The following is a 26,570-nucleotide window of genomic DNA, read 5'->3' as shown; positions in this document are numbered from 1 at the left end:
TGCGTGCGACCCCTACAGGTAGAACGGGACGGTTGTGTGGACGACGAAGCCGAGAGGACTCGTCGCCTCGCGGCGCAGCACCACGCGCGCCGCGCGCACATCGACGGGGCCGCGCCCGGCCAGCAGGTCGCCCTCCAGCTGGACCCGGCCCACGGGCTCCTCACGGGACGGCCAGGCTGCCTCGAGAGTGAGGCGGACCCGGGTGTTCTGGGCGAGCCAGCGGTGGACGACCTGTTCGTTGGCGGTCACCACCTGCTGGGTGGCCCACTGGGCGGTCTCCCGGTCGGGGTATGAGGCGGATCGGGTCAGCACGGGGCGTCCTCTCAAACTGTCTCGTCAGGAGCCGAGCTCCCACGGACGGCTAGCGGTTCAGTAGTCGGCGAAGTTCCAGAACATGCCCACCTCGGTGTCCGAGACGACGATCAGGCCATAGTCCTCCGAGTACACACTCAGCGGGCTGTACGCCCAGCCCGATGATGTGAAGTCGAGCGTGCCGCTCGCGTGACCGGGTTTGTTGACGTTGGTGACGAAAAGGGCGGAGTCCCCGTAGCGCTTGAGGATCGTGCGCGCCATTACCCGGAGCTCCGCCTCGCTTTCGGCGAAGCGACTCAGGTTGGACAGGGTGCAGCCGTCGTCCGTAAGGGCGAGGAGCAGGTTCTCGGCACTAGCCCGGTCGATCTCCTGGAGACGCCTCGCGATGTACTCCGGCGGGTGGGCGGCGAAGGGATAGGTGGGGCACGCCTCGCGCTCCGGGTTCTCAGCCGCGTCATCGAGACGGGTCCAGCCGCGGGGGTCCGGGGCCCGTGCCATCAGAGCAAGGACGTCGAGGACCCAGTTCTCGTGGCGACGCGGGCCCGTGGCGTCGTACGGGTACGCGTCCTCGTACAAGTGGCGTACCGCGGCTTCCCAGGACGTCTGGTCGACGGACATGTGGTGCTGGCCTTTCTCGGCTTTCGCTAGGTCTTGGAGGGCATCGACGTCATGACAGTGAAAGGAGGGTTGCGGTTGCTGTCGTAGCGGATACGCGTGTCGACCCCGCTCACGTCGTACGCCTTGGCATTCAGACCGCCTTGCTTGTACCCGGACAGCGGGTCGTTGGGGTCCACCGGCTGCTTGCTCACGCTACGGCCACTGGTCTCACCGCTGGGCACCTTGTCGTAGAACGACTTGACGTCGCCGTCGGAGGCCGGCGGAGGCCCCTTGATCCATGCCTCGATGGCGGCCTTGTTCTTGTTGAGATTGCGCTCGGTCAATTCCTCGGCGCGCTGGTAGTTCGGGAAGGCGGAGGAGCCGCTGGGCATCGGCTTGCCGTGAGGCCAGGCCGTTGTCGGGCCGCCTGACTGCTGGTCACGCAGGCGCTGCGCCAACTGCTCGTCCGTCTTTCCGACGTGCTTGTCCAAAGTATGGCCGTTCGCCATGTACTCGTTGGCGGCGAGATTCAGGTCGTAGTTGCCGTTCGAATCGACCTTCAGCCAGACCTTCGAGTCCTTGAATTCTTCCAGGGCCCGCGTACCGAAGCCGTGCGCACGAGCGATGCCGGCCTCGAACTTGGGGGCGCTGCGGTACGCCTCATCCAGCGGCCCTTCCAGTGCCGTCATCCGCGTGGTCAAGCCGTCGAGGACGCCGGTGTATTTGGCGACGATCCCGTTCAGCTTGGCGGTGTCGAGGTTTAGTACCGTCTTGACGTCGAACGACAGGAGCAGGCCAGCACCGCTGCCGAGGAGAGATGTGGCGGCGCCGAGCGCGCTCTTCAGGTCTTTGGGCTTGGCCAGGTCCTCGATGATGTCCTTGGCGGCTTTCCACATGGCGCGGTCGAGCTCGTCCTTGACGTCGCGGTTCAGGTCGACGGCGGCTTCCGCGTACTCGCGCAGGATGGTGGCGATGTCATCGGCCGTGTCTTTCAGTACGGCCAGGACGGGCTGACTGCCCGTGGGGACGCGTGGTGTGCCGTGGCCGGAGTTGGCGGTCTGCGCCCACTGGTAGCCGTGCTGTCGCTGCCCCCAGGCCGTTCCTCCCCACAGGGCGCTGCAGAAGGTCCGCATCGCAGCCTCCCACTCCGCCTGCTGGTGGTTGGTGATGACACCGACAGCCTGGGTGAGCTGGTCCGCCCCCAGCGACGCAGTGACGGAGACGTTCATCCAGCTGTGGCAGAGGGAGTTGAGATAGTGCTGCTCCGGATACGGGTAAACGTCTGCCACCCTGCCGACCCGGAACACGTGCTTGCACAGGGGATGGAGGAGATCCCGGACGATTTCGGGCATGCCCTCCATCAAGCCCCGCAGGATGTCATCGCCGCCGTCGTCATCGCCCCACTTGATGTCGGGGATGGAGCCAAGGTTCGGGTCTTTGTCGATGACTGCGGGCCGGGGGCGCTGCTCGGCCGTCTTCCCCGGCTTGGGGTGGGCTGCCGCGTCTGCCCTGGTGTATGCATTGGCCGTCTCGGTGAACCCGACTGCGACACCGCCGACGCTGAGCACGGACCGGCCCCACACCTCCAGCCAGCGACTACCGATCTTCTTGTACGCCCGGGCGAACTTCTCGGCCTCGGTGCCGGCACCGCCTGCGTCGGGGTACTTGCCCAGCTCCTCGAGAAGCGTTTTGGCACCCCGTACCAGGAAGTCCTGCTGTGCGGCGACCCGACCAGAGACCGACCAGAGGTCGCTCGGCTTGACGTCGATGGTGCCGCTGTCACCCGGCGGCTGGGCGGGTGAGGCAGGGCCGGCCATCAGGCACCGCCTCCCCAGCCTTCGAGCACAGACCTGTTGGCCGCGGCGTAGTTCAGGTGGCCCTTCACCACGACCTCGTGAAGCCAAGCCTGGGCCGCCTTGAGGTCGTCGGCGGAGTGGCTCCACTTGTCCAGCTCGTCGATGAACGCTTCGCGCGCCTCGCCGTCCCAGCTCAGAACGGCTTTGGCAGCCCGCCCGTACAACGTGTCCAGTCTCTTGTTGAGGACGCGGAGGATGTCCTCCAGGTCACCTGAAAGCTGTTGCAAAGTAGCGAAATTAACAGTGATGCGGTCTTCGCCCGGCACGGTACTGATCCCCCTAGAAGCAGTCACTCATGATGCTACTCATCAACTGAGCGGAGTCCGACTCGGGCACTGGGCCGCATGGCGGCCGCATGCCTGTCCAACGCGAAGCCGGGCCTCTCAGTGGTGGGAGTGATAGCGGCGTGCGTGACCCTCGTGGCTGTGAAGTCGTGTCCGCCTTGCTAGGGTTGGTCGGCTTGCAACACGGGTTCGAACGTGGGGGACCGACATGGGTGATGAGCCCAAACTCGCTTATACGTCGTCACAGTTGAGAAAGCTGGCGGACGATCTGGATGACATGCACGAGTATCTCGGCAAGCAGTTCAAGCGTATGGACGAGATCGTCGACGGCATCGAGACCGGCTGGCAGGGCCCCACTGCCACGTCTTATCGATCGCTTCATCGCGGCGCCGCGGAGGATGCCGTTCGTATCGGGCAGACCATTCAAGTTCTGGCGCAGGCCATTCGTCTCAGCGAAGGAGGCTTCACGGACCAAGAGCTCGAGACCCTTGAACAGTTCCGCAGAGTCCAGGTCGACATCGACGTAGAAGCAGCCGCAGATGCCTTGTCAACTCCGTCGACCCCGCCGCCGCGCAGTCGTCTGCAAGATCTCTGAAGCGCTGAGGGTGCCCCCTCAAACACGGACCGAGGTCCTCCCACGATGGCGTCTCCGGACGTGATCGGCCGGATGCGACCGCTATCCAAGCCCGTCGCTTCGCGCTTGTGTTCCCGTAACGAACGCCGTCGTACCGGACCACGGGCCGGTGCTGAACCATCCTGAGTCACCCCCTGGGAATGTGGGCGGTACCGACACCGCCGCGCGTGCCCACCAGCGAGCCGACCGCAGCAGCTCCAGGCTTGTACCTTCCCGAGCCTCGACGAGAGCTGCCTCTTGTCACATAGCGCCAGGGATAGGCGCCGACACGGATGGCCTGGAACGTGGGGGAGGTTGTGACGCTCATTTGACGCTCCAGGTCCCCCACGCAGGATGGCGAGCTGAGAAATGTGTGTCTGACCTGGGGTTTTCCGTGACTCGCCTAGGCCAACGCCTTTCCTATGACGCACCATGTGGAGTGCGTGGCGATCCTGGAGCCGGCTGCAAAGGCGGTCTGACCTGCGATCCCCTGAGGCTGCTCAGGTTCGTCCGGGCGCTCCCTCACCCCTTCAGCCGCACCGGCAACTTCTGCACGCTGTTCCCCACGAACGAGGCGTGGCGCGGGAGTTCCGGCTCCGGAACCGCGAGGTCCAGGGCCGGGAAGCGGGTGAAGAGCTGTTCCAGGGCCGTGATGCTCTCCAGACGGGCCAGCGGCGCGCCCATGCAGTAGTGCGCGCCGTGTCCCAGCGAGAGGTGGCGGGACGTGCCGGGGCGGGTGACGTCGAAGCGGGCCGCGTCCGGGCCGTGGGCCTGGGGGTCGCGGCCGGCCGCGGAGTAGCCTGCGAGGACCGGGGTGCCCTGGGGGATCACGGTGCCGTCCAGGGTCAGATCGCGGGTCGGGTAGCGGAAGGGGAAGTAGCTGACCGGGCTGTCCCAGCGCAGGGTCTCCTCCACCACGTCCGCCCAGCTCGCCCGGCCGGTCAGGACCAGGTCGAGCTGGTCCCGGTGGGTGCACAGGGCGCGTACGGCGTTCGTGATCAGGTTCAGCGTCGTCTCGTGTCCCGCGATGATGGTCAGCATCAGCGTGCCGATCAGCTCGTGCGGGCTGAACCGGTCGCCGTCCTCCTCACGGGCCGCGATCATCGCGCTGGTGAGGTCGTCCCCCGGGTCGGCCGCCCGGGCGGCCGCGACCGCGCTCAGGACCTCCACCATCTCCCGGTTGGCGGCCATCGCCTCGGCCGGCCCGATGTCCGTGGCCACGATCTGGTTGGAGAGGCGGTGCAGCCGGTCGTGGTGGGCCTCGTCCACGCCCAGCAGTTCGCAGATGACGCCCATCGGCAGCGGCAGCGCGAAGTGGGTGCGCAGGTCGACGACGCCGTCCTCGGCTGTGGCCTTCTCCAGGCCGTTCAGCAGGCGGGTTGTCAGTTCCGCTACGTATGGGCGTAGTTCCTCCACCCGGCGGGCCGTGAACGCCTTGCTCATCAGCGACCGCAGCCGCCGGTGGTCGGCGCCGTCCGCGGTCGTCATCCCCTGCACCGTGGCGAAGGTCTTCAGCGGCCAGCCGTCGGCGATCTCCCCGGCCTGCAGCGCCGTGAAGTGCTGCGCGTTCTTGGCGACGTCGGGGTGCGCGAGGAACTCCTTCAGCGCGTCGTGGCCCAGCACGGCCATCCCCCGCACCTCGCCGGGGAGAACCACCGGAGTGACCGACCCCTGGGCCAGCAGCCGGGCGTTGGCCGCGTGCGGGCAGCCGCCCGCCGGGTCCAGGCGGTGCGGGCGGTCGGCCGTGGGGTTCTGCGGTGACGTGTTCAACGGGGCTCCAGGTCTTCGGAGGGACGGCGACAGGCCGGGGGAGGACGTGCTCCGAACGGGTGAGTGCGGACGTGCTTCGAACGGTCAGTGCGGACGGGCCTGTGGCTGCGCCGCGTTCCGGTGCGGCCATGCCGGGGCCGAGGTCGAGGCCGCAGTCGTGGTCGTGGTCGCCTGGGAGGGTACCGGCCCTTGCGGCAACTGCGGCGAGGTGAAGCGCACGGGCAGAGTGCCCAGGCCCTTGCTCCAGGGCGAGTTGACCCACTTCAACTCGGCTTCCGGAACTGCCAGTTCCAGGTCCGGCAGCCGGTGCCGGATCGTGTCGACCGCGGTCCGGGTGATCAGCCGGGCCGGGTCCTGGGCGGGGCAGGTGTGAGGGCCCGCGCCGAAGGCCATATGGGAGCGGTTGCCGACCACGGGGGCGCCGTCGGCCGGCAGGACCTCCGGGTCCGCGTTGGCCGCCGCCAGGCCCAGGATCAGCATGTCGCCCGCCCGGATGTCCTGGCCGCCGAAACTCATGTCGCGGGTGGCGTAGCGGGCCGGGAAGTTCTGGGTGGGCGGGAAGCGCCACAGGACCAGGTCGAGTGCGTCGTCCACGCTGAGGTGGCCGCCGCTCAGCGAGGAGCGCAGCGCGGGGTCGCAAAGCAGGATGCGCAGCGCGGTGGCGATCCAGTTCACCGTGGTCTGGTTGCCCGCCACGAACATGACCACCAGGTTGTGCAGCACCTCCTCGTCGGTGAGCCGCGCCGGGTGGTGCAGCAGAGCCGAGACGATGTCGTCGCCCCTCACCCGCCGCTTCTCCTCGATCAGTGACAGCAGGATGGCGCCCATCCTGCGACTGGCGTCCGCCGCCCCGCTGGTGGCGGACACCAGGCCTCCCACCGCCTCCACCAGCTCCCGGCCGGTCCGGTCGTCCACCCCGAGCAGCCCGGCGATCACCCGCATCGGCAGCATGCGCGCGTAGGCGGCGACGAGATCGGCCTCGCCGTGCGCCGCGAATCCGGCGATCAGGGCCTCGGCGGTGGTGCGTACGCTGCGGCGCAGCTCGTGCCCGTTGATCCCGGCCAGCGCGTCGGAGACGGCGGTGCGCATCCTGCGGTGCTGCTGTCCGTCCGCGAAGAGCAGCGCGGGGCGCCAGCCGACCATCGGCAGGATCGGCGAGTCGGCCGGCACCCGACCTTCGCGCAGCAGGCTCCACCGGCGCGGGTCGTGCGAGAAATCCTGTTCCTCGCGGGTGAGCCGGAGCAGTTCGCGGTGGCCCAGGACCAGCCAGGCGTCGATGCCGGGGGCCACGGACACCGGCGCCACCGGGCCGTGCGTGCCGCGCAGTTCCTCGTACAGCGCGGGCATGGTGTTGCCGTCGAGGCCGGGCCCGTACAGCGCGGCCCCCGTGACGGGGGCGCCGGTGACGGGGCAGCCGGCGGCCGGCCGGGCCGTGGGGTGCGGCGTGCTCATGAGGACTCCGTGGCGACGTGGATGAGGTGGCGGACCAGGGCGATCAGCGCCCGGATCGATGAGGCCCGGTCCCGGGCGTCACAGGTCACCAGCGGGGTGCCGGGCAGCAGGTCGAGGGCCGTACGGATGTCGTCGGCGTCGTATCGGGGGCCGGACGGGAAGACGTTGACGGCGACCGCGAAGGGCAGGTCCAGATCCTCCAGGTTGTCCAGCGCGTCGAAAGAAGCCGCCAGGTCCCGGCTGTCCACCAGCGCGAGCGCGCCGAGCGCCCCCTTGGCCAGATCCCGCCAGGCCGGCAGGAACCTCTGCTGGCCCGGAGTGCCGAACAGATACAGGACCAGATCGCCGTCGATGGTCAGCCGGCCGAAGTCCAGGGCGACCGTGGTGGTCTTCTTGCCGCTGTCCCCGGCGTACGGGTCCACCCGGACGCCCGCCCTGGTCATCGACGCCTCGGTGGAGAGCGGTTCGATCTCCGACACCGTACCGATCAGCGTCGTCTTGCCCACTCCCAGCGGGCCGACGACCAGGATCTTCGCCGCGCCCGACACGTTCGAGTCGAGGTACTTCCCGCCGGCCGCCGCGGGCGGCGGGCCGGCCTCGGCCGGGGCTTCAGAGACAGCTTTCGAGACCATGGAGGACCTTTCTGAGCATGGTCACATCGGCGCGTTCGGCCGGCGGGATGGGCGGCCGGGTCACGATCAGCCCCCATCGCAGGAGATCGGAGAGCAGCACCTGCGCGACCGATGACGGCTGGCCGAGGTGAGCGGCCACCTCCGCGACCGAGATGAGCCCCTCGCAGTGCTTCAGGATGGCGAGGTGCTCCGGCTGGAGGGTGGCGGGGAATGCCGCCTCCGCCGTCATCACCAGGGATTCCCAGGACAGCGGCTCGCCCTCGGATTCCGTGCGGCCGCGGGTGATGACGTAGGGGCGGATCGCCGAGGCCCTCGGCACCTCGGGCCGCTCTGCCATCACGTCGCGGCGGCCTCGTCCCGGGGCAGGCTGCTCAGGTGTGCGCCGATCTTCGCGACCAGCAACTGCATCTGCTGGGCCACCAGGCCCACGTCGGCGTCCAGCTCGGTGGCGACCCCCAGGTGCGCGCCCACCCCGGCATGGGTGAACAGCACGAAACCCTGGTCGGTCTCCAGCATCAACTGGCGTGTTCCGGCGCCTCGTCCGAAGAGCAGCGCGCTGGTGGACCGGCCCGTCATGGTCATCGCCGCACCGGCCGCCGAGAGCGACTCCGCGTCGGCGACGCTCAGGCTGGCCACCGGACCCGAGAGGTTCTCGGCGGAGGCGTGGCCGAGACGCAACCCGTCCTCGGACACCACCACGGCGTGCCGGACGCCGGGAATCTGAAACCCAGCTCCCGGCTCCAGCGCCCGACGGACGCCAGGCCGAGGCGGGGCACCGCACCCAGGCGGGTCAGGTCAAGGTCGTCGCGGAGATGGCCGAGGGCCTGGTGCAGGACGTCCGGCGGCATCCCGAGCCCGGCGTCGTCGATCTCGATGACCGCACCGGAGCCCACCTCCCGCACGCTGACGACCACGGGGGAGCTGGACGGTGAGAACACCGTGGCGTTCTCCAGCAGCTCGGCGATGGAGTGCATCAGCCCCTCCGCGGCCGGGGGCACCGCGTACAGGGTCTGTCCGCCGTGCACCTCGATCCGCCCGAACTCCACGATCCGGGACTGGGCGCCCCGTACGCAGTCGTAGAGCGAGACCGGCCGGGTCTCCCGACGGGCGGGCCAGATTCCGCACATCACCAGAAGCGTCTGCGCCTTGCGGGTCATCTGGGAGGCCGCGTGGTCGGCCTTCATCACGTTCGCCATCAGGAGAGGATCCTCGATGGAGCGCTCGACCTCGTCCAGGACCTGCTGCTGCACGGTCGCCATCACGTGCATGGTGCGCGCCACGGATTCGAAGGCGGCCTGCACCGAGTCGCGCAGGGCGCGCTCGCGGTGCACGGCCGTGTCCGAGCCGAGCGCTACGACGACCGAGTCCAGCGCCCGGGCGAACTCCTCACCGGTCTCCTCCGGCGGCGCCATCGGCCCCGGCACGCCGTCCAGTTGCTGTCCGGTGTGCAGCCGCTCCGCGATGGCCGGGACGCGTACCGTCGCCAGGTGCGCCACCTCGGCGCCCCGGGCGGCGGCCACTTCGGCCTCCCGGGCATGGCGTGCGCGTTCGGTGGACAGCCGCCGGGTGAGGACCAGCACGCGGGCGATCAGCAGGGCGACGGCCGCGGCACAGGCTCCCGCGAGGGCCTGGTGCCACTCGGCGTCCACGCTGACGGCGGCCCACCCCGCACCGGCGGCGGCCGGCAGGGAGACGGCCCATCCGGCGACGGCGGCGCGCGCACCGAGGTCGCGTCGTGGCTCCCTCGACCTCGACGGTCGGCTCACTGCGGCGGTCCCGACCTGACGACCCTGCGGACAGCGGTACCAGCCACGAGAAGCGAAACCTTTCACGACATGTCGAACCCACGTTCGGGATTGAGGGCATGCAAAGCGTAGGTCAACTAACCTCATTTGTTGAGGTGTTGATCTCATTCAGTCACAACAGGTAGCTGAGAATGGCGTGTTGACGCCCATGAACCGTCCGTTCCGGGGTGGTGTCTGTGGGGGTTGGGGGTGTCGGTGCACAACGGCCTCGTTCGAAGCGGGCGTCGGCGCCGGCGAGGGTGGCGAGGTGGGGTGAACGGCTCGCCTCAGCGGCACGGACTGTCCGCTGCGACGCTCGTTTGACGCTCCGGGCGCCATCAGGCTGCTCTTCTTGCGAGCGGAGGGGCGACACTCGCAGGCCGCCCGAGGCTGCAGAGCCCAGCGAGGGTGCTCGGAGGCGGACCATGCGTGAAGCCGGAGCCGGGTAGTCGGCGCGGGATCGCCGCCCACCGCCCACCGCCACCCCTCGTTAGAGCTCCGTCCCGCCGGACGAGGCATGGTCCCGGTCCACCCCCGTCGCCCGGATGGTCTTGAGCGGGCCGATGCTCGCGTCGTCAGGGGCGGAGTTCGATGAACGTACGGGTTCACCGAAGCGCGGGAGGTCCCGGTTGCCCTCGGCCTGCCGGTGGAGGGCCAAGAGGGAGGCGGAGGGCCACGAGTGAGGGTAACGGGGCGTCGTCCGGGGCCGTGGCCCGTCCGGGGTCACTGAACGGCCTGTCGGCCGGTCCCTGTCCCCTTGCACGGCCTCCCTCCGACTTTGCCGGGGCCGAGATCGAGACAGCCTTACCCGCTACGGACGACGGGGCCCGCAGAGGGTGATCACTCACTGTGCGGACGGAGCTGTGACTTCCGCCCGCATTGTCCCGCCTCGGCCGGCCCCTCAATCGCGTAGAGGGAATATGGAGGTGGCCCCTCCGTTGGAATTGCTCAGCGTGGCGCTGTCTTGAACCAGTCATCGCCTTAATTCCCGTTGACTACCCCTATTGCCGCGGTGAAGGGTAAACACCGGAAACCGCTACGTCCGCTACATCGCCGGCGACCTGGTCGACTGGTGGGCGGACAACAACGGCGGCAGTGACGGCGACACCTGGGACTCGTACTACGGTACGCGCAAGTGCTAGCCTTTCCGACTGCTTGAATCAAATGCCGTGGTGCGGGTGGAAGTTCACCCGCACCACGCGTCCCCGGACCAGAAGGCGAACCAGGCATGCGTCATCACCTCACGTTACCGCTGGCGACAGTCGCCCTGACGGCGCTGATGCTGTCGGGTTGCGCCACGACAAAGGGGGAAGCGGAGGACCCAGCTCCAGGGGCGGAGCAGTCCGCGAACTCCCGCGATGCGATGAGTGATCTGCCGGACGGAACTCCCATCCCGTATGCCGATCTCAAGGTCGGCATGTGTTCCAACTTCCAGGGAGATGTCCGCTCGGACCAGGAAGTCGGCACAGTGGACTGCGCTACGCCGCACCGATTCGAGATTCTGTCCGAGGCTGATATCCCCGAAAGCGGGGAAAGCCCGTTCCCCGGTGATCGCGGCGTCATGGACGCCATGCGCACCCTCTGCGCTCCCGTACTGGACCCCCTCGTTTCGAAGAACAAGGGATCCATGATCGGACTGCTTTTCGTGCCGCTCAACAAGGATTCGTGGGAAGCGGGGAACAGGACGGGCTACTGCTCTGTGACCTTCCCCGAGCCCAAGACCGGAAAGATTGGCAAAGCCGCGTGACGCAGGAGCCCGATTACGCCGGGCCCTCCGACGCGCTCGTCCGCTTCGACGACGTCCGAAAGTCCTTCCGCACCGCGCGCGGACGTCGGCAGCAGGCCCTGGACGGATTCTCCATGTCCATTCCCCGGGGTTCGATCGTGGGGCTTCTGGGACCGAACGGCTCAGGAAAAACCACTGCCCTCAAAACTCTCCTCGGTCTGGTCCGGCCCGACAGCGGCAGTGTTCACGCCTTCGGCCACGCGCTCCCCAAGGACCAGCGGTACGTCGCCGGTCGCATGGGCGCGCTCATCGAAGGGCCGGCGTTCAACACCTCGTTGACCGGCGAGCACAACCTGCGGCTGATCGGGGAGCTGCACGGCGCGGGCCCCACCGAGGTGGCCGAGGCGCTGGAACTGGTGGGGATCACCCACGCCGCCCGGCGCGCCTACTCCGGGTACTCCCTCGGCATGAAGCAGCGGCTCGGCGTGGCCGGGGCCCTGATCTCCGGACCCGAACTCCTCGTCCTCGACGAGCCCATGAACGGGCTCGATCCCGAAGCCGTGCGGGACATGAGGGAGTTGCTGAAGAGGCTGCGCGACGAGCGCGGTATGACCGTGGTCGTCTCCTCCCACATCCTGGCCGAGGTCGAGCTGGTCTGCGACTGGGTCACCATCGTCAGGAACGGCCGCGTCATCTGCGACGCCGGGGTTTCCGAGCTGATCTCCCGGGGAACCGAGCACCTGGTGGTGCGGGTGCACGACACGGTCACCGAGCAGGCCGTCGCCGTACTGGAACGGCACGGCCACACCCTCACCCGGGCCGCAGGCCCGCGCGGTACGGACGAGCTGCGGATGCCCGCACCCCGGCCGCATCCGCATGCACCCGAGGTGCTGAGGCTGCTGACCGCCCAGGACGTGTATCCGCGCGAGCTGCTGGTGGAGTCCGTCTCCCTGGAGGACATCTACGTCGCGGCGATCCGGGCAGCCGACGCCGCGGCTAAGGACGGTTCTTTTGACCGCCGTTGACCAGTTGCGCGGCTTCGGCGCCCCGCCCCTGCGTCGCCTCGTGCGGGCCGAGCTGTTCCGGCTGACCGCGCCCCCGGCCGTACGCCGTGTCGCGGCTGCGCTGCCACTGCTGGTCCTGGCCTTCGGCCTGTCGAAGCTGTTCACCCACAGCGTCGACACCGGCCCGGCGCTGCGCGAAGCGGACGCGCGCTACCGGGAGTTCATCGAGCAGGCCGCGCGTACGGGCATGCCGACCGGCAGCATCGGGCCGGACTCCTTCTTCGACGACCCGCGCTACTTGATGGAATCGCTCTCCTTCGGTGACTTGCGCACCGTCCTGCTCGGTCTCTGCGCGGTGGCCACGGTCTTCGGGATCGTCAGTGGCGGCGCCGACTGGGCTTCGCGCGTGATGCTCACCCTCACCGCCGCCGAACCCGGGCGTGCCCGGCTCTTCCTCACCCGCGGTGTGCTGGTCGGCGGTCTCTCCATGGCGGTGACCGCTCTGTGCGGGCTGTTGCTCGTGCCGTGTCTGCTGCTCGCGGCTCAGCTACGGGGGAGTGCGGAGGGCCTGGACGCCGCGTACTGGGCGGTGCTGGCCAGCCAGTTCCTGCGGGGCATCGTGCTCGTGGGCCTCCTTGCCCTCCTCGGCTACAGCCTGGCCGTGCTGACGCGCCACGTCCCCGCCGCCCTCGCCATCTCCTTCCTCTATCTCGCCGGCGCGGGCCGGGTCTTCGGGGGGCGGGGGCCGCGACTGGCCGAGTACGACATGGACGGCCTCACCTTCGCCGTCCTCAACGAGAAGCCCGTCATCCCGATGGCGGAGTCCGACTGCATCTCGGGCCCCGGCTGTGCGGCGACCCACGTCGACCTGACCGCCTTCGACGGCTTCGCCGGGATCCTCCTGTATCTCCTCCCGGTCCTCGCTCTGGCCCTGTGGCGCTCCACCCGAACGGACGTCGGCTGATGACCCTCCTGGCGAAACCCTCGCCGCCGCCCCTGAGCCGCCTCGTCCGCGCCGAACTGCACCGGGTACTGAGTCCGAAGCCCGTTCGGTACGGCCTCCTCGCGCTCCCCGCGATCCTCCTGGCCCTCGCCGTATCCGCCTTCCTCAGCCATCACACCGATGTGGCGGCGGCATGGCGGGCGGCCGAAGCGGCCTACCGTACGTACGCGGAGGAAGCGGCGACCCGGCCCGCGGGCTCGGTCGAGACCCTGTCCCCTCGCGAGTTCTTCGACGACCCCCGCTACCTCATGACGAAGGCGTCCTTCGTCGACCTGCGCGCCGTGCTGTCGGGGCTGTCACTGGCCGCCCTGGTTCTCGGTGTCCTCAGCGGGGGTGCCGACTGGTCGTCCCGTGTGATGCTCACCCTCACCGCGGCCGAGCCCCGGCGCACCCGTCTCTTCCTCACCAGGGGCCTGCTCGTCACCGCGGTCGCGACCGCCACCGCCGTCCTGACCTCGGTCTTCTTCGTGCCCCTCCTGCTGGGTGTGGCCGGCTTCAAGGGGTCCCTGGCTGACGCGGACGGGCGGTACTGGACGGTGCTCGCCGTCATCGGGGCGCGTGGCGCGGTCCTCGTCGGCCTGATGGCGCTGCTGGGCTACTCCCTCGCCATGCTGACCCGCCGCACGACCACGGCCCTCGGTATCGCCCTCGCCTATCTGGTCGCGTCCGGCCGCATCGTCCAGGAGTACCTCCCGGCGCTGGCCGAGTACCAGCTCTCCGGGATCACGTTCGCCGTCCTCAACGAGCGTCTGCTGATGGAGACGGACAGGACCACCTGCGTCGGCGAGGCCGCCTGCCTGGCCATGCGGGAGGGCACCACCGCGACCACCGCGTTCCTCGCCCTGTCCGTTCACCTGCTCCCCGTCGCGGCGGCGGCCTGGTGGCGGTTCGCGCGCCGGGACGTCGGCTGAGGCCGATCTCCGCGAGGGGGCTTCGGCGGCCGGCTCGGAGGACGTCGATCGCGTAGGGCAACTCAAGTGGCCGGGGCGGGGCGAACGGCGGCGTAAGCGGGCCTGCAGCCGTGACGCTCCGGCCCGGGGTGGAGCGTTCGGCGCCGAGCGAACCTCTCACCTGTTGCTTTCCGTATGAGGGGGCGTCTCTCGACCTGTTTCCCTTGTGGAAACAGGTGAGCGGGCTGTACGCCCAGCTCGACGACGTGAAGTCGAGTGTGCCGCTCACATGTCCGGGCTTGTTGACGTTGGTGTGAAAACTGGCAGTGCCGCTGAAGCGCGCGAGGATCGTGCGCGCCATCACCCGAAGTTCCTCCTCACTTTCGGTGAAGCGACATCGCCTCACTGTTCATGATCCTGCACCAGGTGGGTCAGCCGAGGATCAGCGGCAGGGTGGCCAGGCCCCTGGTGAGGCGGGTTCGGCGCCAGGTGAGGGTGTCCGCGGGGATGGCCAGGCGGGTGTTCGGGAAGCGGGTCACCAGGGTGCGGAGGGCGGTTTCCGCCTCGGCGCGGGCCAGGGGGGCGCCCGGGCAGCGGTGGATGCCGTGGCCGAAGGAGAGGTGGCCGGTGGCGTCGCGGTCGAGGTCCAGGTGGTCCGGGTGGGGGAAGTGGGCCGGGTCGCGGTTGGCGGCGCCGGGGGAGATGAGGACCGGGAAGCCCGCCGGGATGTCGGTCCCGCCGATGCTCAGGTCCTCCGTGCTGTGGCGGAAGGTGGCCACGCTCACCGGGGAGTCGTGGCGGAGCAGTTCGTCGAGGGCTCCGGGGATCAGGTCCGGGTCCCGGCGCAGCCGGTCGAACGCCTCCGGGTGCCGGAGCAGGGCCAGGACGGCGTTGCCGATGAAGTGGGTGGTGGTCTCGTGCCCGGCGACGACGAGGAGTGCGGCCAGGGACACGGTCTCGTCCCGGTCGAGGCCGCCCTCCTCGCAGTCGCGTACGAGGGAGGCGAGAGGGCCTTCGTCGGGGGTGGCGCGGGCCGTGTCGACGAGATCGGTGAGGTAGTTGCCGATGCGGTGCGACGCGGTGTCGACGACGGTGGTGTCGGTCGCGTCGAAGAGGGCGTGGGACCAGGTGGCCAGTTCGGCGCGGTCGGGTTCCGGGACGCCCAGCAGTTCGCAGATCATGGTGATGGGGAGGGGGAGCGCGAGCTCCGCCACCAGGTCGACCTCCTGGCCCGGTCGCCAGGCCGTCGTGAGGTCCTCGACCACCCGGGTGACGTACGGGCGCAGTGCCCGGACGCGTCCGGTGGTGAACAGGGGCGTCGCCACCCGTCGGTGGCGGGTGTGCGTGGGCGGGTCGCTGGCCAGCATGTTGCGGGAGATCGCCGGGTGCAGGTCGCGGTTCGAGGGGCGGTCGGCGAAGAAGCGGGCCGTGTCCTTGGACAGGCGGGGGTCGGTGAACGCCTCGCGGGCCTCGGGGTGGCCGGTGATGAGGTACGCGTGGTGGCCGCCGGAGCCCGTGGGGATCCGCTGGACCGGGCAGCGTTCGCGCAGCCGGTCGTAGGTGGGGTAGGGGTCGGTGAAGAAGCGCGGGTCGCGCAGGGGGTCCTGCCGCGGGGCGGTCATGAGGACGCTCCCGTGTTCATGGGTGCTGGGTGGCTCGGCGAGGTCGCTTGCGCGTTGTCCGGTGCCTGGTGCCGTGCGTAGGCCTCCGCCACGAGCAGCAGCCACGCGGTCTCCGCCGGGAGGTCTCCCTTGCGGGAGCGGGTGCCGGCGGCGGGCGGGGCCTCGTCGCCTTCGAGGGGGCGTCCGGTGCGCTTCGCGGCGACGGCCGCGGCGATGACCGCCGCCTCCACCTCGGCCTCGCCCTCGGGGGTTTCGGCCGTTCCCCGGCGGGCGGCCTCGGCCGCGGCGGCGTCCCGTACCGATGTCCGGCGGTAGGGGCGCAGGGCCAGCACGCAGTCGTTGATCTCGATGACCCGGCGGTGGAGGTGGAAGTCGACGTCATGGGCGTCGACTTCGGTGGTGCCCGGGTCGAGCACGACCTCGGGGACCGCCGAGGTGACCTCGCGCCACAGGGGTTCCAGGGCGGTGAACGAGTTGCGTTCCCAGCGGCGGCGGCGCAGTCGGCTGAGCGGCCACAGCAGGGCGGGGAGGGTGAGTCCGGCGGTGATGAGGAGTACGGCGACGGCGGGCGCGGTCACGCTGAAGGCGCAGCGGAAGGGGGTCACCGGGTTCGAGCACCGGGCGTGGTCAGGAATGAGCCCCAGACCGAGGCCGATCGAGATCAGGGCGAAGAGTTTGTACGCGGCGTAGAGCAGGGCGAAGCCACAGCCGACCGAGGTCGTGCGCAGGCCCCAGCGCTGGCTGCGCCGGGACGACCGCTTGGACTGGGCCCAGGTCTGGAGGAGGAAGTCCTTGGCCGTGTACCCCAGGTAGGAGATGTAGATGAGCACATAGCACGCGTACAACACCGGGTTACGTCCGGTGAGTTGCTCGGCGACGAAGAAGGCGGTCATACCGGTGACGGAGACCGCGAGCGCGATGACGCGCAGTCGGATCTGCCGGTCGGCCCGTTCCTGGTCCAGATTGAGCTGGAAGAGGAAGGCGAGGACCGCGGTGGCCGCCGTCAGGGTGAAGGTGTTGCTGAGGAGCCGGGCGACGTGCGGGACCACCGATTCGACCGCGCGTTCCACGGCGGGCGCGTAGGAGGCGAAGGCGAGGGCGAACGAGGTCAGCAGCGCCGCCATCGCCCAGGTGCCCCTGGGGCGGTGGCCACCCCGTCCCCGTACCCAGTACGCGGCGAAGCACAGCAGCACGACGGCCGTGCCCGTGAACAGGACATTGATCATTTCCGGTGGCGTTTCTTCCTGTGTGGCTCGGCGAACAGCGCGTCCCAGCTCTCGGCGCCCCTGGCGGGCCGGCTCGGCGGGCCCTCGCGTCCCCGGTACATGAGCTGGCGGATCACGCTGGCCATCACCTCGGCCTCGCGTTCGTCCTCGCTCGTGTAGCTGGTTCGGCCGGACATGCGTTGTACGAGAGTGGGGTCGAACCCGATCGCGCGCAGCGTGTCCTGGTCCAGTTCCAGGCTGCCGGGATGGTCGCAGACGATGTGGCTGATCTCGTGGGCGAGGATGTGATTCTGGTGGAGGGGGGAGGTGGCCTCCTCGTAGAACAACAGGTCGGCGTCCGGGGTCTCCAGACGGATCCCGCACGGGGCGTCCAGGGCGCCCAGGGTGCTCAGGGGGCGCAGGATGATGGGGCGTCCGCGCTGTTCGGCCACGGCGTCGCGGAGGTCGCGGGTGCTGAAGCGGTGCGGGAGCCCGAGCGCTTCGACGCGTGCCTCGCACGCGGCGCGAAGCTGCTCGAAGTCCATGTCCTCACTCCGGTCACGCCGGTCGGGGGTGGCCGGCCGGGGCGGATCTCTCCTGGGTAGCTCTGTGTGAGCGCACCAATGCTGACATGTTCGCGACTCCGCTCCGAGGGTGGGGTGCCGCCGCGAGGCGCTGCGCGGACCGGGATGCCGGGCTTGTCCCGGGAAACGCCTGATGCCCCCCTGGCGATGAGCGGCCACAGGGGGTTCGTCGGTTCGTCGGTTCGTCGGTTCGTCACGGGGCAGGGATCGTGCGATCGCCGCCCGGTGCAGCGGTTCAGTCGTCCAGGTTCAGGTCCTGCGGGCCGTCGTCGGTGGTGAGCCCTTCGAGTCTCCGGGCCTGTTCGATCACGGTGGACAGCATCTTCAGGCTGTCCACGCTCAGTCCGTTGGCGCGCAGGGCCACCTTGCGGACGTCCTGGTCCCGCATGGCGGCGAGGAGGCCGATCTCCGCCTTCGTGCGTTCGGCCGCCTCGCTGTCGACGAAGTAGCCCGCCGGTACGCCGAAGAAGTCGGCCAGGGCCTTGATCGTGTGCCGCGTCGGGTTCCGCTTGGCGCCGGTGCGCAGTTGCTGGATGGCGCTCGCCGTGACCCCGCGGCCCTCCCCGGTCGCGGCCTTACGGATCCCCTCCGCGACCTCCGCGTAGGTGTAGGGCCCCCGGGAAGGGGGGTGCACCTCGCGGAAGAGGTGATCCAGCAGCTGGGCGAAGGTGGGTGACCGGTCATCCTCCACGTACACGACCTCCTTGGCGTGATGCCGGGCCTTGGCCCACCACAGTGTTTCTCGAAGCCCTCAGGGCTGACCCCGGCGACACTTTGGTTGACGTCGGGCAGTCACTCTGGTGTACGTTACCAATGCTTCGTCGCCACTGAAGTGTCGAGGGGGCGGGTGGCCGCCGGGCCGCCGCCGGGACGGGGTCGGGCCGGGGTCGAGCTTCACGGGGGTGAGCTCGGCCGACGGCCCGTGCCCTCCCGGCCGGAACCGGCAGCGTCAGAAGCACTCCGGCAGTGCCGTGCCGTCCTTGGCGCGTACGGCGGGGAGCCAGGCCGTGGCGGGTTCCGAGCCGGGCGGCAGGCGGACGCGGAACCAGTGGGTGGACCGGCGGTCCTCCTCGTCGATGATCGTCTCCCCGTCGGCCACCTGGCAGTCGGCGGCGAGGACGTCGCCGTGCCACACCCTGGTCGCCACGACGTTCTCCGCCGTGTAGGGACGCACGGGATCGATCGCGAGCCCCAGGCTGCAGCGCGGGTCCCGCACGGACTGTCCCCGGCAGTCCCGCTCCGCGTTGTACACCTGGACCGTGCCGGCGGGCGCCGTGGCCGTGGCCGCCCGTACCGCGTCCGAGTACAGGGCCGCGCCGGCGATCCCGCACAGCGCGGTGGCCAGGACGGCCTTGTGGGCCCGGGGACCCCGCCGTGCCGCCCCCGCCCCCGCCCCGGGGGTCTCCCGGTGGGCGGCGATGCGGGCCAGCAGGCTCTCGGCGGTGTGGCGGGCCCGGGCCTCATGGGTCGGGGCGAGGCAGTCGGCCGCCAGCGCACGCCAGAACGGCGGTACGGCGTGGTCCATGCGCAGCGGCGCACGCCCCTGGCCGTACTCCTGGACCGCGGCGCCCCGCGCCATGGGCGTGGCCCCGGGGAAGGGTGAGGAGCCGGACGCGAACACCTCGTGGATGACGATGCCCAGGGCCCAGATGTCCGCGGTCGGCCGGACCCGTACGCCGAGTTCGCCCAGCGGTGCCCGCCAGCGCTCGGGGGGGAAGTAGTCCAGGGTGCCCAGGGGCGGCACGTAACCGTGCGTCCCCGTCAGCTCGGTGGCGAGGCCGAAGTCCGAGAGCTTCACGGACCGGTCCCCGCCCAGCAGGACGTTCTCCGGCTTGAGGTCGGCGTGGACCCAGCCCGAGCGGTGGAGATGGGCCAGCCCCTCGCAGATGCCCGCGATCAGCCCGCCGCGGTCGTCCTCGGGCACGCCCGCGTCGATCAGCTCCCGCAGACTGCCCGCTGCCCGCTCCATGACCAGCACGATCGCGCCCTCCAGGGAGGGGTGGCCGGGTTCGGTGAGGACGAACGACTCCTGGAGCCCGATCAACCGGGGATGGCCTGCCCTGCTTCCGAGCTCGACCTCGCGGCGGGCGGACTCCACGATCCTGCGCACCTGGCGCGGCGCGAGTCCGGCGGTCGGCATGATCTTGAGTGCGACGTCGGCGGGGCCCGGAGGCACGGCGGTCGCGCCGGTACGGTCCGGATGTCCGCCGGTACGGTCGGGATGTCCGCCGGTACGGTGCGGATGTCCGTCGGCACGGACCCGATATTCGCCGGCCGGTCGCGCCGCGTACACCGTGGACCAGCCCCCGGAGCCGATGAGTCGGGTGACCACCCAGTCCCCGACGCGGTGGCCGGGCGGGAGCGGGTCCGCCCGGTCGCCGTCCGTGATGCCGGGCGGGCCGTGCGGCGGTCTCATCGCGCGGCCTGCCGCTCCCGCCCGCCGGCCCCCGTCAGGGGCGGCAGCAGCGCGAGATGCTCCTCCCGTACGAGCCCGAACCGCAGCGCCAGCCCCACGATCTCCTCCCGCTTGCCGTTGCGGCGCTCTCCCTTGCCCGGCTCGTGGGCGCCCGGGGCGCCGATGCGGAGCTTCTCGTCCGCGAGGTAGTCGATGTGCGAGCTGACCGCCCGCGCGGTCAGCTCACCACCCGTGACGTGGCCGCCGATCCGCTCGACGATCTGGGGCGTGGTCGGGACCGCCACGCGCGACTGGTCGCGCAGGCGCGGTTCGCAGAGCGCGACCAGGACGAGGAAGTACGTGGCCGTCTCGTTCAGGGAGTACGCGGTGACCGTGCTGTTCCCCCAAGGGCCGCCCATCGCGTCCGGGTCCAGATAGACGTGGTCGGGCGCGAACACCTGGAAGGAGATCGTGACATCACCGCGCGTCGGCAGCACGACGCGCGAGAACTCGAACGGGATCGGCGCCCCGACCCGCCGCGGCGGCACCCGCAGGTATTCGCCCGCCCCCTCCGGGTTCTCCACGAGATAGCTGTGGGTGGTGCTGTGGTTCGTCAGCTGCCAGTGGTCGTCGGTCACCCGGATCTCCCCCGCGAGCCGGGAGATCGCCGGGTCGTCGAGGCGCAGCTCCACGGGGACCGCGGTGGAGCCCCGTCCGAAGCGGGCGACCTCGCCGGGGCCCAGCCGTAACGTCACCGAGTCCTCGTGCGGCCGGCCGCCGGCGGCGCCCCCGCTTCCCTGCGGCAGATGGACGATAACGCCGCTCACCGCGCCCCCCGTTCCCCGCGTCATTCCCTGCGTCGCTTGTCGGACGAGCGGAACGATACTCATCTGTCAGGGGAATTCACGGGCGCTCTTCGGCCTCATGGCCGGAACCTGCTGCCCGCGCCGGGCACGCCCCGTGCCCGGCCTGGCTCGGTGAGGGAGCGTCAGAGAGCGGGGCTGCCCGATACCAGGGGCGCGACCGTACGGTCCCCGAACGCCGTCCACGGCTGCCAGCCGCCGCTCGGCACGGTCTGGACGCGGGTCCGGATCCGGCCTGCGGTGGTGACGGCGAAGACGTGCAGCCGGCCGGTGGCGTCGCGCACCGCCGTGGGGGTGGCGGCGAGCCGGATGCCGGGCTCGCCGAACTCCCCGCCGGGATGCGTGTCCCCGCCGGGAGCGACCTGCCAGCGGTGGCCGAGACGCGCTCCGCCGGGTGAGACCGAGAACGCCTCCAGCCGGCCGTCGGCGTTGACGGCCAGGGCCGGGGCGGCGGCGCTCCAGCCGAACAGCGGCTCCCACGCCTCCCAGCCGCCGCTCGGCACGGCCTGGCGCCGGGCGAAGGTGCCCACGCCGGACGGCCCGATCGCGGCGACGGTGAGCCGGCCGCTGCCGTCCCGGGCCACCCGGGGTGCCGCCCCCGCCGCGGTCCCGAACCGGTGCCAGGACGCGGTCCAGGGGCCGCCCGGGGCCTCCTGCCAGCGGTGGTCGATGCCCGCACCGCCGGGGGCCAGGGCGAACACCTCCAGCCGGCCGTCGGCGTTGGGCGCGACCACCGGGGGTGCGCCCGCCGCCCCGCCGAAGCCGGGCTCCCACGGGTCCCAGGCGAGGGACCCGGCCGTCCGCTGCCGCCGCCGGGCGAGGGAGGCGCCGCCGGGGGCGAGGGCGAAGACCTCCAGCCGGCCCGAGGAGTCGCGGGCCACGGCGGGCGCCGATCCGGCCGGGCCGCCGAACTCCTCCCAGTCGTGCCAGCCGCCGTCCGGCCGCTGCACCCGGTGGTGCAGACGGGCGCCGCCCGGGGCGAGCGAGAACACCTCCAGCCGGCCGTCGGGGGTGCGCCCGAGCGTGGGAACCGCACCGGCCGGCCCTCCGAAGGGCTCCCACGGCGACCAGCTGTCGGTGTGCGGGTCGAGCTGGACGCGCCGCAGCATCGCGCGGTCACCGGCATCGAGGGCGAACACCGTCAGCCGGCCGGCCGCGTCGAGGCCGGCCACCGGGTTGTCGGGGCTCTGCCACGGCGGTGGCGTGTCCTGCCAGGACAGCTGGGCCACGTACAGCCCGTTCCGGAACCAGCCCGCAGCACTGGCGTACCAGTTCTCCCCGTCGCGGACCACCTCCACGGCGTGACCCGGCACATGCCCGGCGTACCCGGCGAGCCCGAAACGGAACGGGTCGCGGGACGCGAGGACGTCGGTGCCCTCGTAGCCGTTGCGCGGACCGATGAACAGGTAGTACCAGCCGTCCCGTTCGACGACGTACGGCGACTCGGTGACCGAGACCGTCGCCTCCGTGCTCGCGTCGGTGAACGCGACGGCCGGATCGCTCCAGTGCCGCAGGTCGGTGGAACGGCGGTACGCCACGGTGTGGTTGGCCACGCCCACGCCTCCGATGCCGCCCCCGCCGGCACCGGGTCCGGTTCCGGAGAGTTCCGTGTAGTACATGACCCACTCGCCGCCGACCCGCAGCACCATCGGGTCGCGGGCCACCAGGCCCCGGAACAGCGGGCCGGACGGTTCGCGGGTCCAGGTGAACAGGTCGGTCGACGTCGCCAGGTTGATCGCCGCGCCGCCGCCCCTGGCACCCGCGCCGCCCGCAGCGTAGAACATCCAGAACCTGCCGTCCGCCTCGATGACGTGCGGCGCCCACAGGTGCTCCTCGCCGAAGTAGGACGGGTCGACGGTGAGCGCGTCGGGGTGGCTGGTCCACGGGCCGTGCGGGCTCGGTGCGGAGGCGTGGGCGAAGGAGATCTCCGCCGCGCTGTCCGGGGATTCGCCGCGCGGTGCGCTGTTCCCGACGATGCCGAACAGGTGCCAGCGGCCGTGAGCCTTGATGAGGGTGTGGTCGTTGAGATAGCGCGGGCCCGTGGAGGTGGACGGGTCGTAGACGTAACGGAAGGGACCCGCGCCGATCCGGCGCGGGGGCGGGACCGGTGCGGGGGCGGTGGCGGTGGCCGGGCCGGCGCCCAGGAGGGGCAGGGCGCCGGCGCCGGCCGCACCGCGGAGCAGGCTCCGTCTGCTGATCGGAGGCATGGCTTCCTTCGGAAGGAGCGGAGGGGGAGGAGGGGCGGAGGAGGCGGAGGGGTCAGTCGACGGCGGGGCCGGCGGAGTTGTTGAGCCAGAGCCACTCGGACCAGGTGGCGAAGCCGGTCTGCCACTTGTGGAACGTACCGGCGTGGCTGGTGCCGAAGACCTCGATGCGGCCGTCGGCGTTGGCGGCGGCGACGACCTCGGTGCCGCCGGTCCCGAAGGGGGCCCACTCGCTGTAGGGGGCGTTCACCGCCTTCTGCCAGATGTGCAGGGCGGTGTTGCCGTTCATGGCGAAGACCTCGACCCGGCCGTCGGGGGTGCGTTCGCTGGTGAGCTGCGATCCGGCCGGGCCGCCCATGGGCTCCCAGCCGGACCAACTCGACGGGCCGGTCTGATACTTGTGGAAGACGCCGACCGGGCCGGAGGCGAAGACCTCCAGCCGGCCGTCCGCGTTGTGGTCGACCGTCAGGTCGTGTCCGCCCTCACCGAATCCGGCCCAGGCGGACCAGCGGCCGTTGGGCGCGGTCTGGTACCGGTGCTGGAAGGTGGAGCCGTTGAGAGCGAAGACCTCCAGCCGTCCGTCGGGCGCCTTCCCCAGCTCCACCCGGCTGTCGGCGGGGCCGCCGCCCGTGGGCTCCCACCCCGACCAGCCGCCGTTCGGGGCGACCTGGTACCGGTGGAAGAGGCCTGCCGGGCCCGATGCGTAGACCTCGATACGGCCGTCGGCGTTGACACCGGCCGCGGTGTCCCGGCCTCCGCCGCCGAAGTTCTCCCATCCCGACCAGCCGCCGGACGGGCTCAGCTGCCAGCGGTGCTCGAAGGTGTTCCCGTTGAGGGCGAACAGCTCCAGGCGTCCGTCGGCGTTCGGCGCGATGGTGAGTTCGGCGTTGCCGGGCCCGCCGAGCGACTCCCACTCCGACCAGTCGCCGTTGGCCCGCCGCTGCCAGGCGTGGTGGATGCCCTGGGCCCCGGCGGCGAACAGCTCCAGGCGCCCGTCCGCCGACCGCGCCGACACGACCCGGCCCGACTCGGCGGGATAGACCGGCGGCCGGGGCTGCGGGACCGCGCCCGGGGTGCAGGGCAGCACCACGCCGCGCTCGGCGAGGTGGACCTCGGGGTCGATACCGCGCGAGGTGGACCTGTCCGCCCAGATCCGCAGATGGAGGTGGGGGCCGGTGGACTGCCCCTCGGAGCCCATCAGGGCGATCCGCTGGCCGGCCACGACACGGTCGCCGACGGAGACGTCCCGCCGGGACATGTGCCCGTACTCGGAGATCCGCCCGTCGGGGTGCAGGACCCGGATCCACTGGCCGTAGCCGGTGTTGTCGTACCCGGAGATGGTCACCTCGCCGTCGCCCACGGCGTGGATCGGGGTGCCGACGGCGTTGGCGATGTCGACGCCGTTGTGGCCGCTGTGGAAGTGCTGGGAGACGAAACCGGCGGCCGGGCAGGCCGCGGTCGCGGCGGTGGCAGCCGCGGGGGCCATGGCGTCGGGGGCCACGGTGGCAGGCGTCACGGCGGCGGTCCGGGCCGCCTCGGCCGGAGCCGCGGGCAGCAGCGCCGGCAGCAGCAGAGCGGCGGCCGGCGCGAGAGCCCAGGTCAGCGCGCGTCGGGAAATCCCTGAAAACACGAGTCCTCCTGCCCCCGGCGATCTCGGGGTGAGTGGGATGGACGGCCGGGGGCCGTGCGGGGACGGGCCGTACGGAAGCTAGCAACCGCGCGGGCCCGGAAGACCCCGGAAGGTTACGGACTGACAGGCGGGAGACCGTCGGCTAGGGCGGGGCGGGCCCTTACGCCAACTACGCTAATTACGCCAACTACGCCAACTACGCCAACTATGTCGACCAGGGCGCCGACCGGTGTGTCCGGTGCGTGCCGCCCGAGCGCCCGCCGTCGTCCCGTCCGGCCGCCGATGCGGTCCACGGGGACGACGGCGGGCGCGCGTCCCGGAGCTCTCACCTGCGGGCGGAGCCGCCCACGAGGCCCTTCGGGGTGGAGGAGCCTGCCACGACGCCCTGAGGCATCGAGGGGCCCGCGTCGTTCAGCCAGGCCCACTCCGACCAGGTGGCGAAGCCGGTCTGCCAGCGGTGGTAGACGCCGGCATGACTCGTACCGAACACCTCGATGCGGCCGTCGGCGTTGCGGCCCGTACCGATCGACGTGCCGCCGCCCCCGAAGGTCTCCCACTGCGAGAACTCCGCGTTGGGGCGGGTCTGCCAGGCGTGGCTCGCGGTGGTGGCGTTGATGGCGAACACCTCGACCCGCCCGTCGACCGACCGCGACGTGGCCAGCTCGGCGTCGGGGATCCCGCCGGTGCCGGTCCACGCGGACCACGAGGAGGGGCCGGTCTGCCAGCGGTGGAAGACCCCTTGGGCGTTGGAGGCGAACACCTCCAGCCTGCCGTCCTGGTTGTGGCTGGCGGCGACGTTACGTCCTCCGGTGCCGAAGTTCTCCCAGGCGGACCAGCCCCCGTTGACGCGGGTCCGGTACAGGTGCTCGAACGTGGAGTCGGACAGCGCGAAGACCTCCAGCCGCCCGTCGGGCGCGTTCTCCATGGCGAGCCGCGCGTTGGCCGGGCCGCCGTGGGTGCCCTCCCAGCCGGACCACCCGCCGCTGGGCGCGGTCTGCCAGCGGTGGAACACCCCGTCCGCGTTGGAGGCGAACACCTCGATGCGGCCATCGGCGTTGTGGCCCGCCGCCAGCCGGTGCCCCCCGGTGCCGAAGTTCTTCCAGGCGGACCAGCCGCCGCTGGGCGCGGTCTGCCACATGTGGTCGAACGTGCTGTCCGAGAGCGCGAACAGCTCCAGCCGTCCGTCGGCGTTCGACGCCACCGCCAGCTGGGCGTTGCGCGGGCCGCCCACCGGCCGCCACGGGGACCAGGCGCCGTTCGCCGCCGTCTGCCACGCGTGGTAGACGCCGTCGGCACCGGCGGCGAAGGCCTCAAGACGCCCGTCCGCGGACCGCCCGGACACGACCCGGCCGGAGGCGTACGGGTGCTTGGGGCCGGCGCTCGTACCGGACCACAACGCGTTGGCGATCAGGGTCGCGTCGCCCGCCTCGATCCCGTACAGGTGGCGCAGGTCCTCCCTCGGCTGCTGCACCCGCCAGCACACCTCACCGATCGGCGCGTTGTTCCACGAGCCGCCCGGATACCGCCGTTCCATGTCGTCGAGGAAGGCGTTGGTGGCGTAGGCCGGGTTCAGACGCTGCTCCCGGGAGCCCCACCAGTCCTGCTGCTGGAACAGTCCGATGCTGGTGTGGTCGACGGCCTGGGAGTAGTTGTTCATGCTCGTCTCCACGATGATCGTGGCGATGGCGATCGCCGCGGCCCTCGGGTTGAGCCCCCGGTCCTTCACCGCCTGCGTGACCATCCGGGCGCAGGACATCTTGTACGCGGTCAGATAGCCGGCCATCTTCGCGTCGAGCTGCGGATTGAGCTGACCGGCCATGATGCCGTCGGTGGCGGACGGACCCGCCGGATCGCACGGGGCGGTCGGAATGGCCAGGCCCTGGGGCCCGCTGAAGTACCGGGAGACACCGGACCGGTCGTCGCCCGGCGCCGGAACGGGTTCGGGCCGGGCGACGGCGGCCGAGGCGGTCAGCCCGATGACCGACGCCCAGACGCCGACGACCAGCGCCACTCTCATGAGCAGGCGATATAAGCCGCTTCTTGCCATGGTGTGCCTTTCCGTCGTGAAGTCCCGCTGTGCATGAGGTCGTTGGCGGCCGACGGTAGGAAGCGCCGATGAAATGCCGATGGAATGCCTTGGGAAT

24 protein-coding genes are annotated in these 26,570 nt (G+C 70.9%); 5 read left to right on the top strand and 19 right to left on the bottom strand.

Features of this window, described 5'->3' with window-relative positions; genetic code table 11:
- Positions 1–12: 12 nt before the first annotated feature.
- The 4 genes from R2B67_RS07020 to R2B67_RS07005 are packed head-to-tail and all read right to left on the bottom strand — an operon-like array spanning position 13 to position 3,031.
- Positions 13–327: an RNase A-like domain-containing protein gene (locus tag R2B67_RS07020; protein ID WP_261339882.1), complete on the bottom strand. Its 315-nt coding sequence runs from the start codon at positions 325–327 to the stop codon at positions 13–15.
- A 42-nt stretch (positions 328–369) separates the two neighbouring features.
- The gene (locus R2B67_RS07015) at positions 370–930 is read right to left on the bottom strand and encodes a hypothetical protein (RefSeq protein WP_317816932.1); all 561 of its coding nucleotides are present in this window, start codon (positions 928–930) and stop codon (positions 370–372) included.
- Positions 931–956: 26 nt separating this feature from the next.
- Positions 957–2,726, bottom strand: a complete 1,770-nt coding sequence (locus R2B67_RS07010; RefSeq protein ID WP_317816931.1) for an RNase A-like domain-containing protein — start codon at positions 2,724–2,726, stop codon at positions 957–959.
- The gene (locus tag R2B67_RS07005) at positions 2,726–3,031 is read right to left on the bottom strand and encodes a WXG100 family type VII secretion target (RefSeq protein ID WP_222316598.1); all 306 of its coding nucleotides are present in this window, start codon (positions 3,029–3,031) and stop codon (positions 2,726–2,728) included. The genes R2B67_RS07010 and R2B67_RS07005 overlap by 1 nt, the downstream gene beginning before the upstream one ends.
- Positions 3,032–3,257: 226 nt before the next feature.
- On the opposite strand from R2B67_RS07005, the gene R2B67_RS07000 reads away from it, so the two are divergent.
- Complete coding sequence (locus R2B67_RS07000; protein ID WP_317816929.1) at positions 3,258–3,644, top strand: WXG100 family type VII secretion target; 387 nt, start codon at positions 3,258–3,260, stop codon at positions 3,642–3,644.
- Between the two features lie 540 nt (positions 3,645–4,184).
- Here the strand turns inward: R2B67_RS07000 and R2B67_RS06995 are convergent.
- From R2B67_RS06995 to R2B67_RS06970, 6 genes are all read right to left on the bottom strand, one after another.
- Positions 4,185–5,432, bottom strand: a complete 1,248-nt coding sequence (locus R2B67_RS06995) for a cytochrome P450 family protein (protein WP_317816928.1) — start codon at positions 5,430–5,432, stop codon at positions 4,185–4,187.
- 84 nt (positions 5,433–5,516) lie between these two features.
- On the bottom strand, positions 5,517–6,884 hold the full coding sequence (locus R2B67_RS06990) for a cytochrome P450 (RefSeq protein ID WP_317816927.1): 1,368 nt from the start codon (positions 6,882–6,884) through the stop codon (positions 5,517–5,519).
- On the bottom strand, positions 6,881–7,432 hold the full coding sequence (locus R2B67_RS06985; protein WP_018516230.1) for a GTP-binding protein: 552 nt from the start codon (positions 7,430–7,432) through the stop codon (positions 6,881–6,883). Before R2B67_RS06985 ends, R2B67_RS06990 begins: the two co-directional genes overlap by 4 nt.
- Before the next feature lie 61 nt (positions 7,433–7,493).
- Entirely contained in the window at positions 7,494–7,853 is a 360-nt protein-coding gene (locus tag R2B67_RS06980) for a DUF742 domain-containing protein (RefSeq protein WP_317816926.1), read from the bottom strand.
- Positions 7,853–8,236: a roadblock/LC7 domain-containing protein gene (locus R2B67_RS06975; protein ID WP_381073726.1), complete on the bottom strand. Its 384-nt coding sequence runs from the start codon at positions 8,234–8,236 to the stop codon at positions 7,853–7,855. Before R2B67_RS06975 ends, R2B67_RS06980 begins: the two co-directional genes overlap by 1 nt.
- Entirely contained in the window at positions 8,140–9,282 is a 1,143-nt protein-coding gene (locus R2B67_RS06970; protein WP_381073673.1) for an ATP-binding protein, read from the bottom strand. Before R2B67_RS06970 ends, R2B67_RS06975 begins: the two co-directional genes overlap by 97 nt.
- Positions 9,283–10,528: 1,246 nt before the next feature.
- Between R2B67_RS06970 and R2B67_RS06965 the strand changes: the two genes are divergently transcribed.
- From R2B67_RS06965 to R2B67_RS06950, 4 genes are read left to right on the top strand one after another with little or no spacing between them, the layout of a single operon-like run.
- A complete protein-coding gene (locus R2B67_RS06965; RefSeq protein ID WP_018516224.1) occupies positions 10,529–11,047 on the top strand; it encodes a septum formation family protein in 519 nt (172 codons plus the stop codon).
- The gene (locus R2B67_RS06960; RefSeq protein ID WP_317816925.1) at positions 11,044–12,051 is read left to right on the top strand and encodes an ABC transporter ATP-binding protein; all 1,008 of its coding nucleotides are present in this window, start codon (positions 11,044–11,046) and stop codon (positions 12,049–12,051) included. The genes R2B67_RS06965 and R2B67_RS06960 overlap by 4 nt, the downstream gene beginning before the upstream one ends.
- Positions 12,038–12,994: a hypothetical protein gene (locus tag R2B67_RS06955; RefSeq protein ID WP_317816924.1), complete on the top strand. Its 957-nt coding sequence runs from the start codon at positions 12,038–12,040 to the stop codon at positions 12,992–12,994. The genes R2B67_RS06960 and R2B67_RS06955 overlap by 14 nt, the downstream gene beginning before the upstream one ends.
- Complete coding sequence (locus tag R2B67_RS06950; protein ID WP_317816923.1) at positions 12,994–13,944, top strand: hypothetical protein; 951 nt, start codon at positions 12,994–12,996, stop codon at positions 13,942–13,944. Before R2B67_RS06955 ends, R2B67_RS06950 begins: the two co-directional genes overlap by 1 nt.
- 410 nt (positions 13,945–14,354) lie before the next feature.
- Here the strand turns inward: R2B67_RS06950 and R2B67_RS06945 are convergent, their stop codons facing one another.
- From R2B67_RS06945 to R2B67_RS06905, 9 genes are all read right to left on the bottom strand, one after another.
- Positions 14,355–15,545, bottom strand: a complete 1,191-nt coding sequence (locus R2B67_RS06945; protein ID WP_317816922.1) for a cytochrome P450 family protein — start codon at positions 15,543–15,545, stop codon at positions 14,355–14,357.
- Positions 15,542–16,771, bottom strand: coding sequence for an MAB_1171c family putative transporter (locus R2B67_RS06940; protein ID WP_317816921.1), 1,230 nt, complete (start codon positions 16,769–16,771; stop codon positions 15,542–15,544). The genes R2B67_RS06945 and R2B67_RS06940 overlap by 4 nt, the downstream gene beginning before the upstream one ends.
- Positions 16,768–17,295, bottom strand: a complete 528-nt coding sequence (locus R2B67_RS06935; RefSeq protein ID WP_109979929.1) for a M48 family metalloprotease — start codon at positions 17,293–17,295, stop codon at positions 16,768–16,770. The genes R2B67_RS06940 and R2B67_RS06935 overlap by 4 nt, the downstream gene beginning before the upstream one ends.
- 274 nt (positions 17,296–17,569) lie before the next feature.
- A complete protein-coding gene (locus R2B67_RS06930) occupies positions 17,570–18,025 on the bottom strand; it encodes a helix-turn-helix domain-containing protein (protein ID WP_026242257.1) in 456 nt (151 codons plus the stop codon).
- Between the two features lie 258 nt (positions 18,026–18,283).
- Positions 18,284–19,750 (bottom strand): serine/threonine-protein kinase, encoded by a 1,467-nt coding sequence (locus R2B67_RS06925; RefSeq protein ID WP_317816919.1) that lies wholly within the window; start codon positions 19,748–19,750, stop codon positions 18,284–18,286.
- Entirely contained in the window at positions 19,747–20,556 is an 810-nt protein-coding gene (locus tag R2B67_RS06920) for an FHA domain-containing protein (RefSeq protein ID WP_317816918.1), read from the bottom strand. Before R2B67_RS06920 ends, R2B67_RS06925 begins: the two co-directional genes overlap by 4 nt.
- A 161-nt stretch (positions 20,557–20,717) precedes the next feature.
- Positions 20,718–22,799 carry a DUF8189 domain-containing protein gene (locus tag R2B67_RS06915; RefSeq protein WP_317816917.1) on the bottom strand — a complete coding sequence of 694 codons (2,082 nt, stop codon included), beginning with the start codon at positions 22,797–22,799 and terminating at the stop codon, positions 20,718–20,720.
- A gap of 52 nt (positions 22,800–22,851) precedes the next feature.
- Positions 22,852–24,426, bottom strand: coding sequence for a M23 family metallopeptidase domain-containing PLL-type lectin (locus R2B67_RS06910; protein WP_317816916.1), 1,575 nt, complete (start codon positions 24,424–24,426; stop codon positions 22,852–22,854).
- A gap of 325 nt (positions 24,427–24,751) precedes the next feature.
- Positions 24,752–26,473 (bottom strand): PLL family lectin, encoded by a 1,722-nt coding sequence (locus R2B67_RS06905; protein WP_317816915.1) that lies wholly within the window; start codon positions 26,471–26,473, stop codon positions 24,752–24,754.
- Between the last annotated feature and the right edge of the window lie 97 nt (positions 26,474–26,570).

Origin of the sequence: Streptomyces cyaneofuscatus (assembly GCF_033109485.1) — a bacterium.
Taxonomy (GTDB): domain Bacteria; phylum Actinomycetota; class Actinomycetes; order Streptomycetales; family Streptomycetaceae; genus Streptomyces; species Streptomyces cyaneofuscatus.
The sequence above is the reverse complement of the archived record's forward strand: the minus strand, read 5'-3'. Positions and strand labels throughout refer to the sequence as shown.

Coding starts and splice junctions, on each gene's coding strand:
- R2B67_RS07000 (WP_317816929.1), top strand. CDS start 3,258: ATGGGTGATGAGCCCAAACTCGCTTATACGTCGTCACAGTTGAGAAAG.
- R2B67_RS06965 (WP_018516224.1), top strand. CDS start 10,529: ATGCGTCATCACCTCACGTTACCGCTGGCGACAGTCGCCCTGACGGCG.
- R2B67_RS06980 (WP_317816926.1), bottom strand. CDS start 7,853: ATGGCAGAGCGGCCCGAGGTGCCGAGGGCCTCGGCGATCCGCCCCTAC.
- R2B67_RS06905 (WP_317816915.1), bottom strand. CDS start 26,473: ATGGCAAGAAGCGGCTTATATCGCCTGCTCATGAGAGTGGCGCTGGTC.
- R2B67_RS06940 (WP_317816921.1), bottom strand. CDS start 16,771: ATGATCAATGTCCTGTTCACGGGCACGGCCGTCGTGCTGCTGTGCTTC.
- R2B67_RS07015 (WP_317816932.1), bottom strand. CDS start 930: ATGTCCGTCGACCAGACGTCCTGGGAAGCCGCGGTACGCCACTTGTAC.
- R2B67_RS06950 (WP_317816923.1), top strand. CDS start 12,994: ATGACCCTCCTGGCGAAACCCTCGCCGCCGCCCCTGAGCCGCCTCGTC.
- R2B67_RS07010 (WP_317816931.1), bottom strand. CDS start 2,726: ATGGCCGGCCCTGCCTCACCCGCCCAGCCGCCGGGTGACAGCGGCACC.
- R2B67_RS06915 (WP_317816917.1), bottom strand. CDS start 22,799: ATGCCTCCGATCAGCAGACGGAGCCTGCTCCGCGGTGCGGCCGGCGCC.
- R2B67_RS06945 (WP_317816922.1), bottom strand. CDS start 15,545: ATGACCGCCCCGCGGCAGGACCCCCTGCGCGACCCGCGCTTCTTCACC.
- R2B67_RS06925 (WP_317816919.1), bottom strand. CDS start 19,750: ATGAGACCGCCGCACGGCCCGCCCGGCATCACGGACGGCGACCGGGCG.
- R2B67_RS06990 (WP_317816927.1), bottom strand. CDS start 6,884: ATGAGCACGCCGCACCCCACGGCCCGGCCGGCCGCCGGCTGCCCCGTC.
- R2B67_RS06935 (WP_109979929.1), bottom strand. CDS start 17,295: ATGGACTTCGAGCAGCTTCGCGCCGCGTGCGAGGCACGCGTCGAAGCG.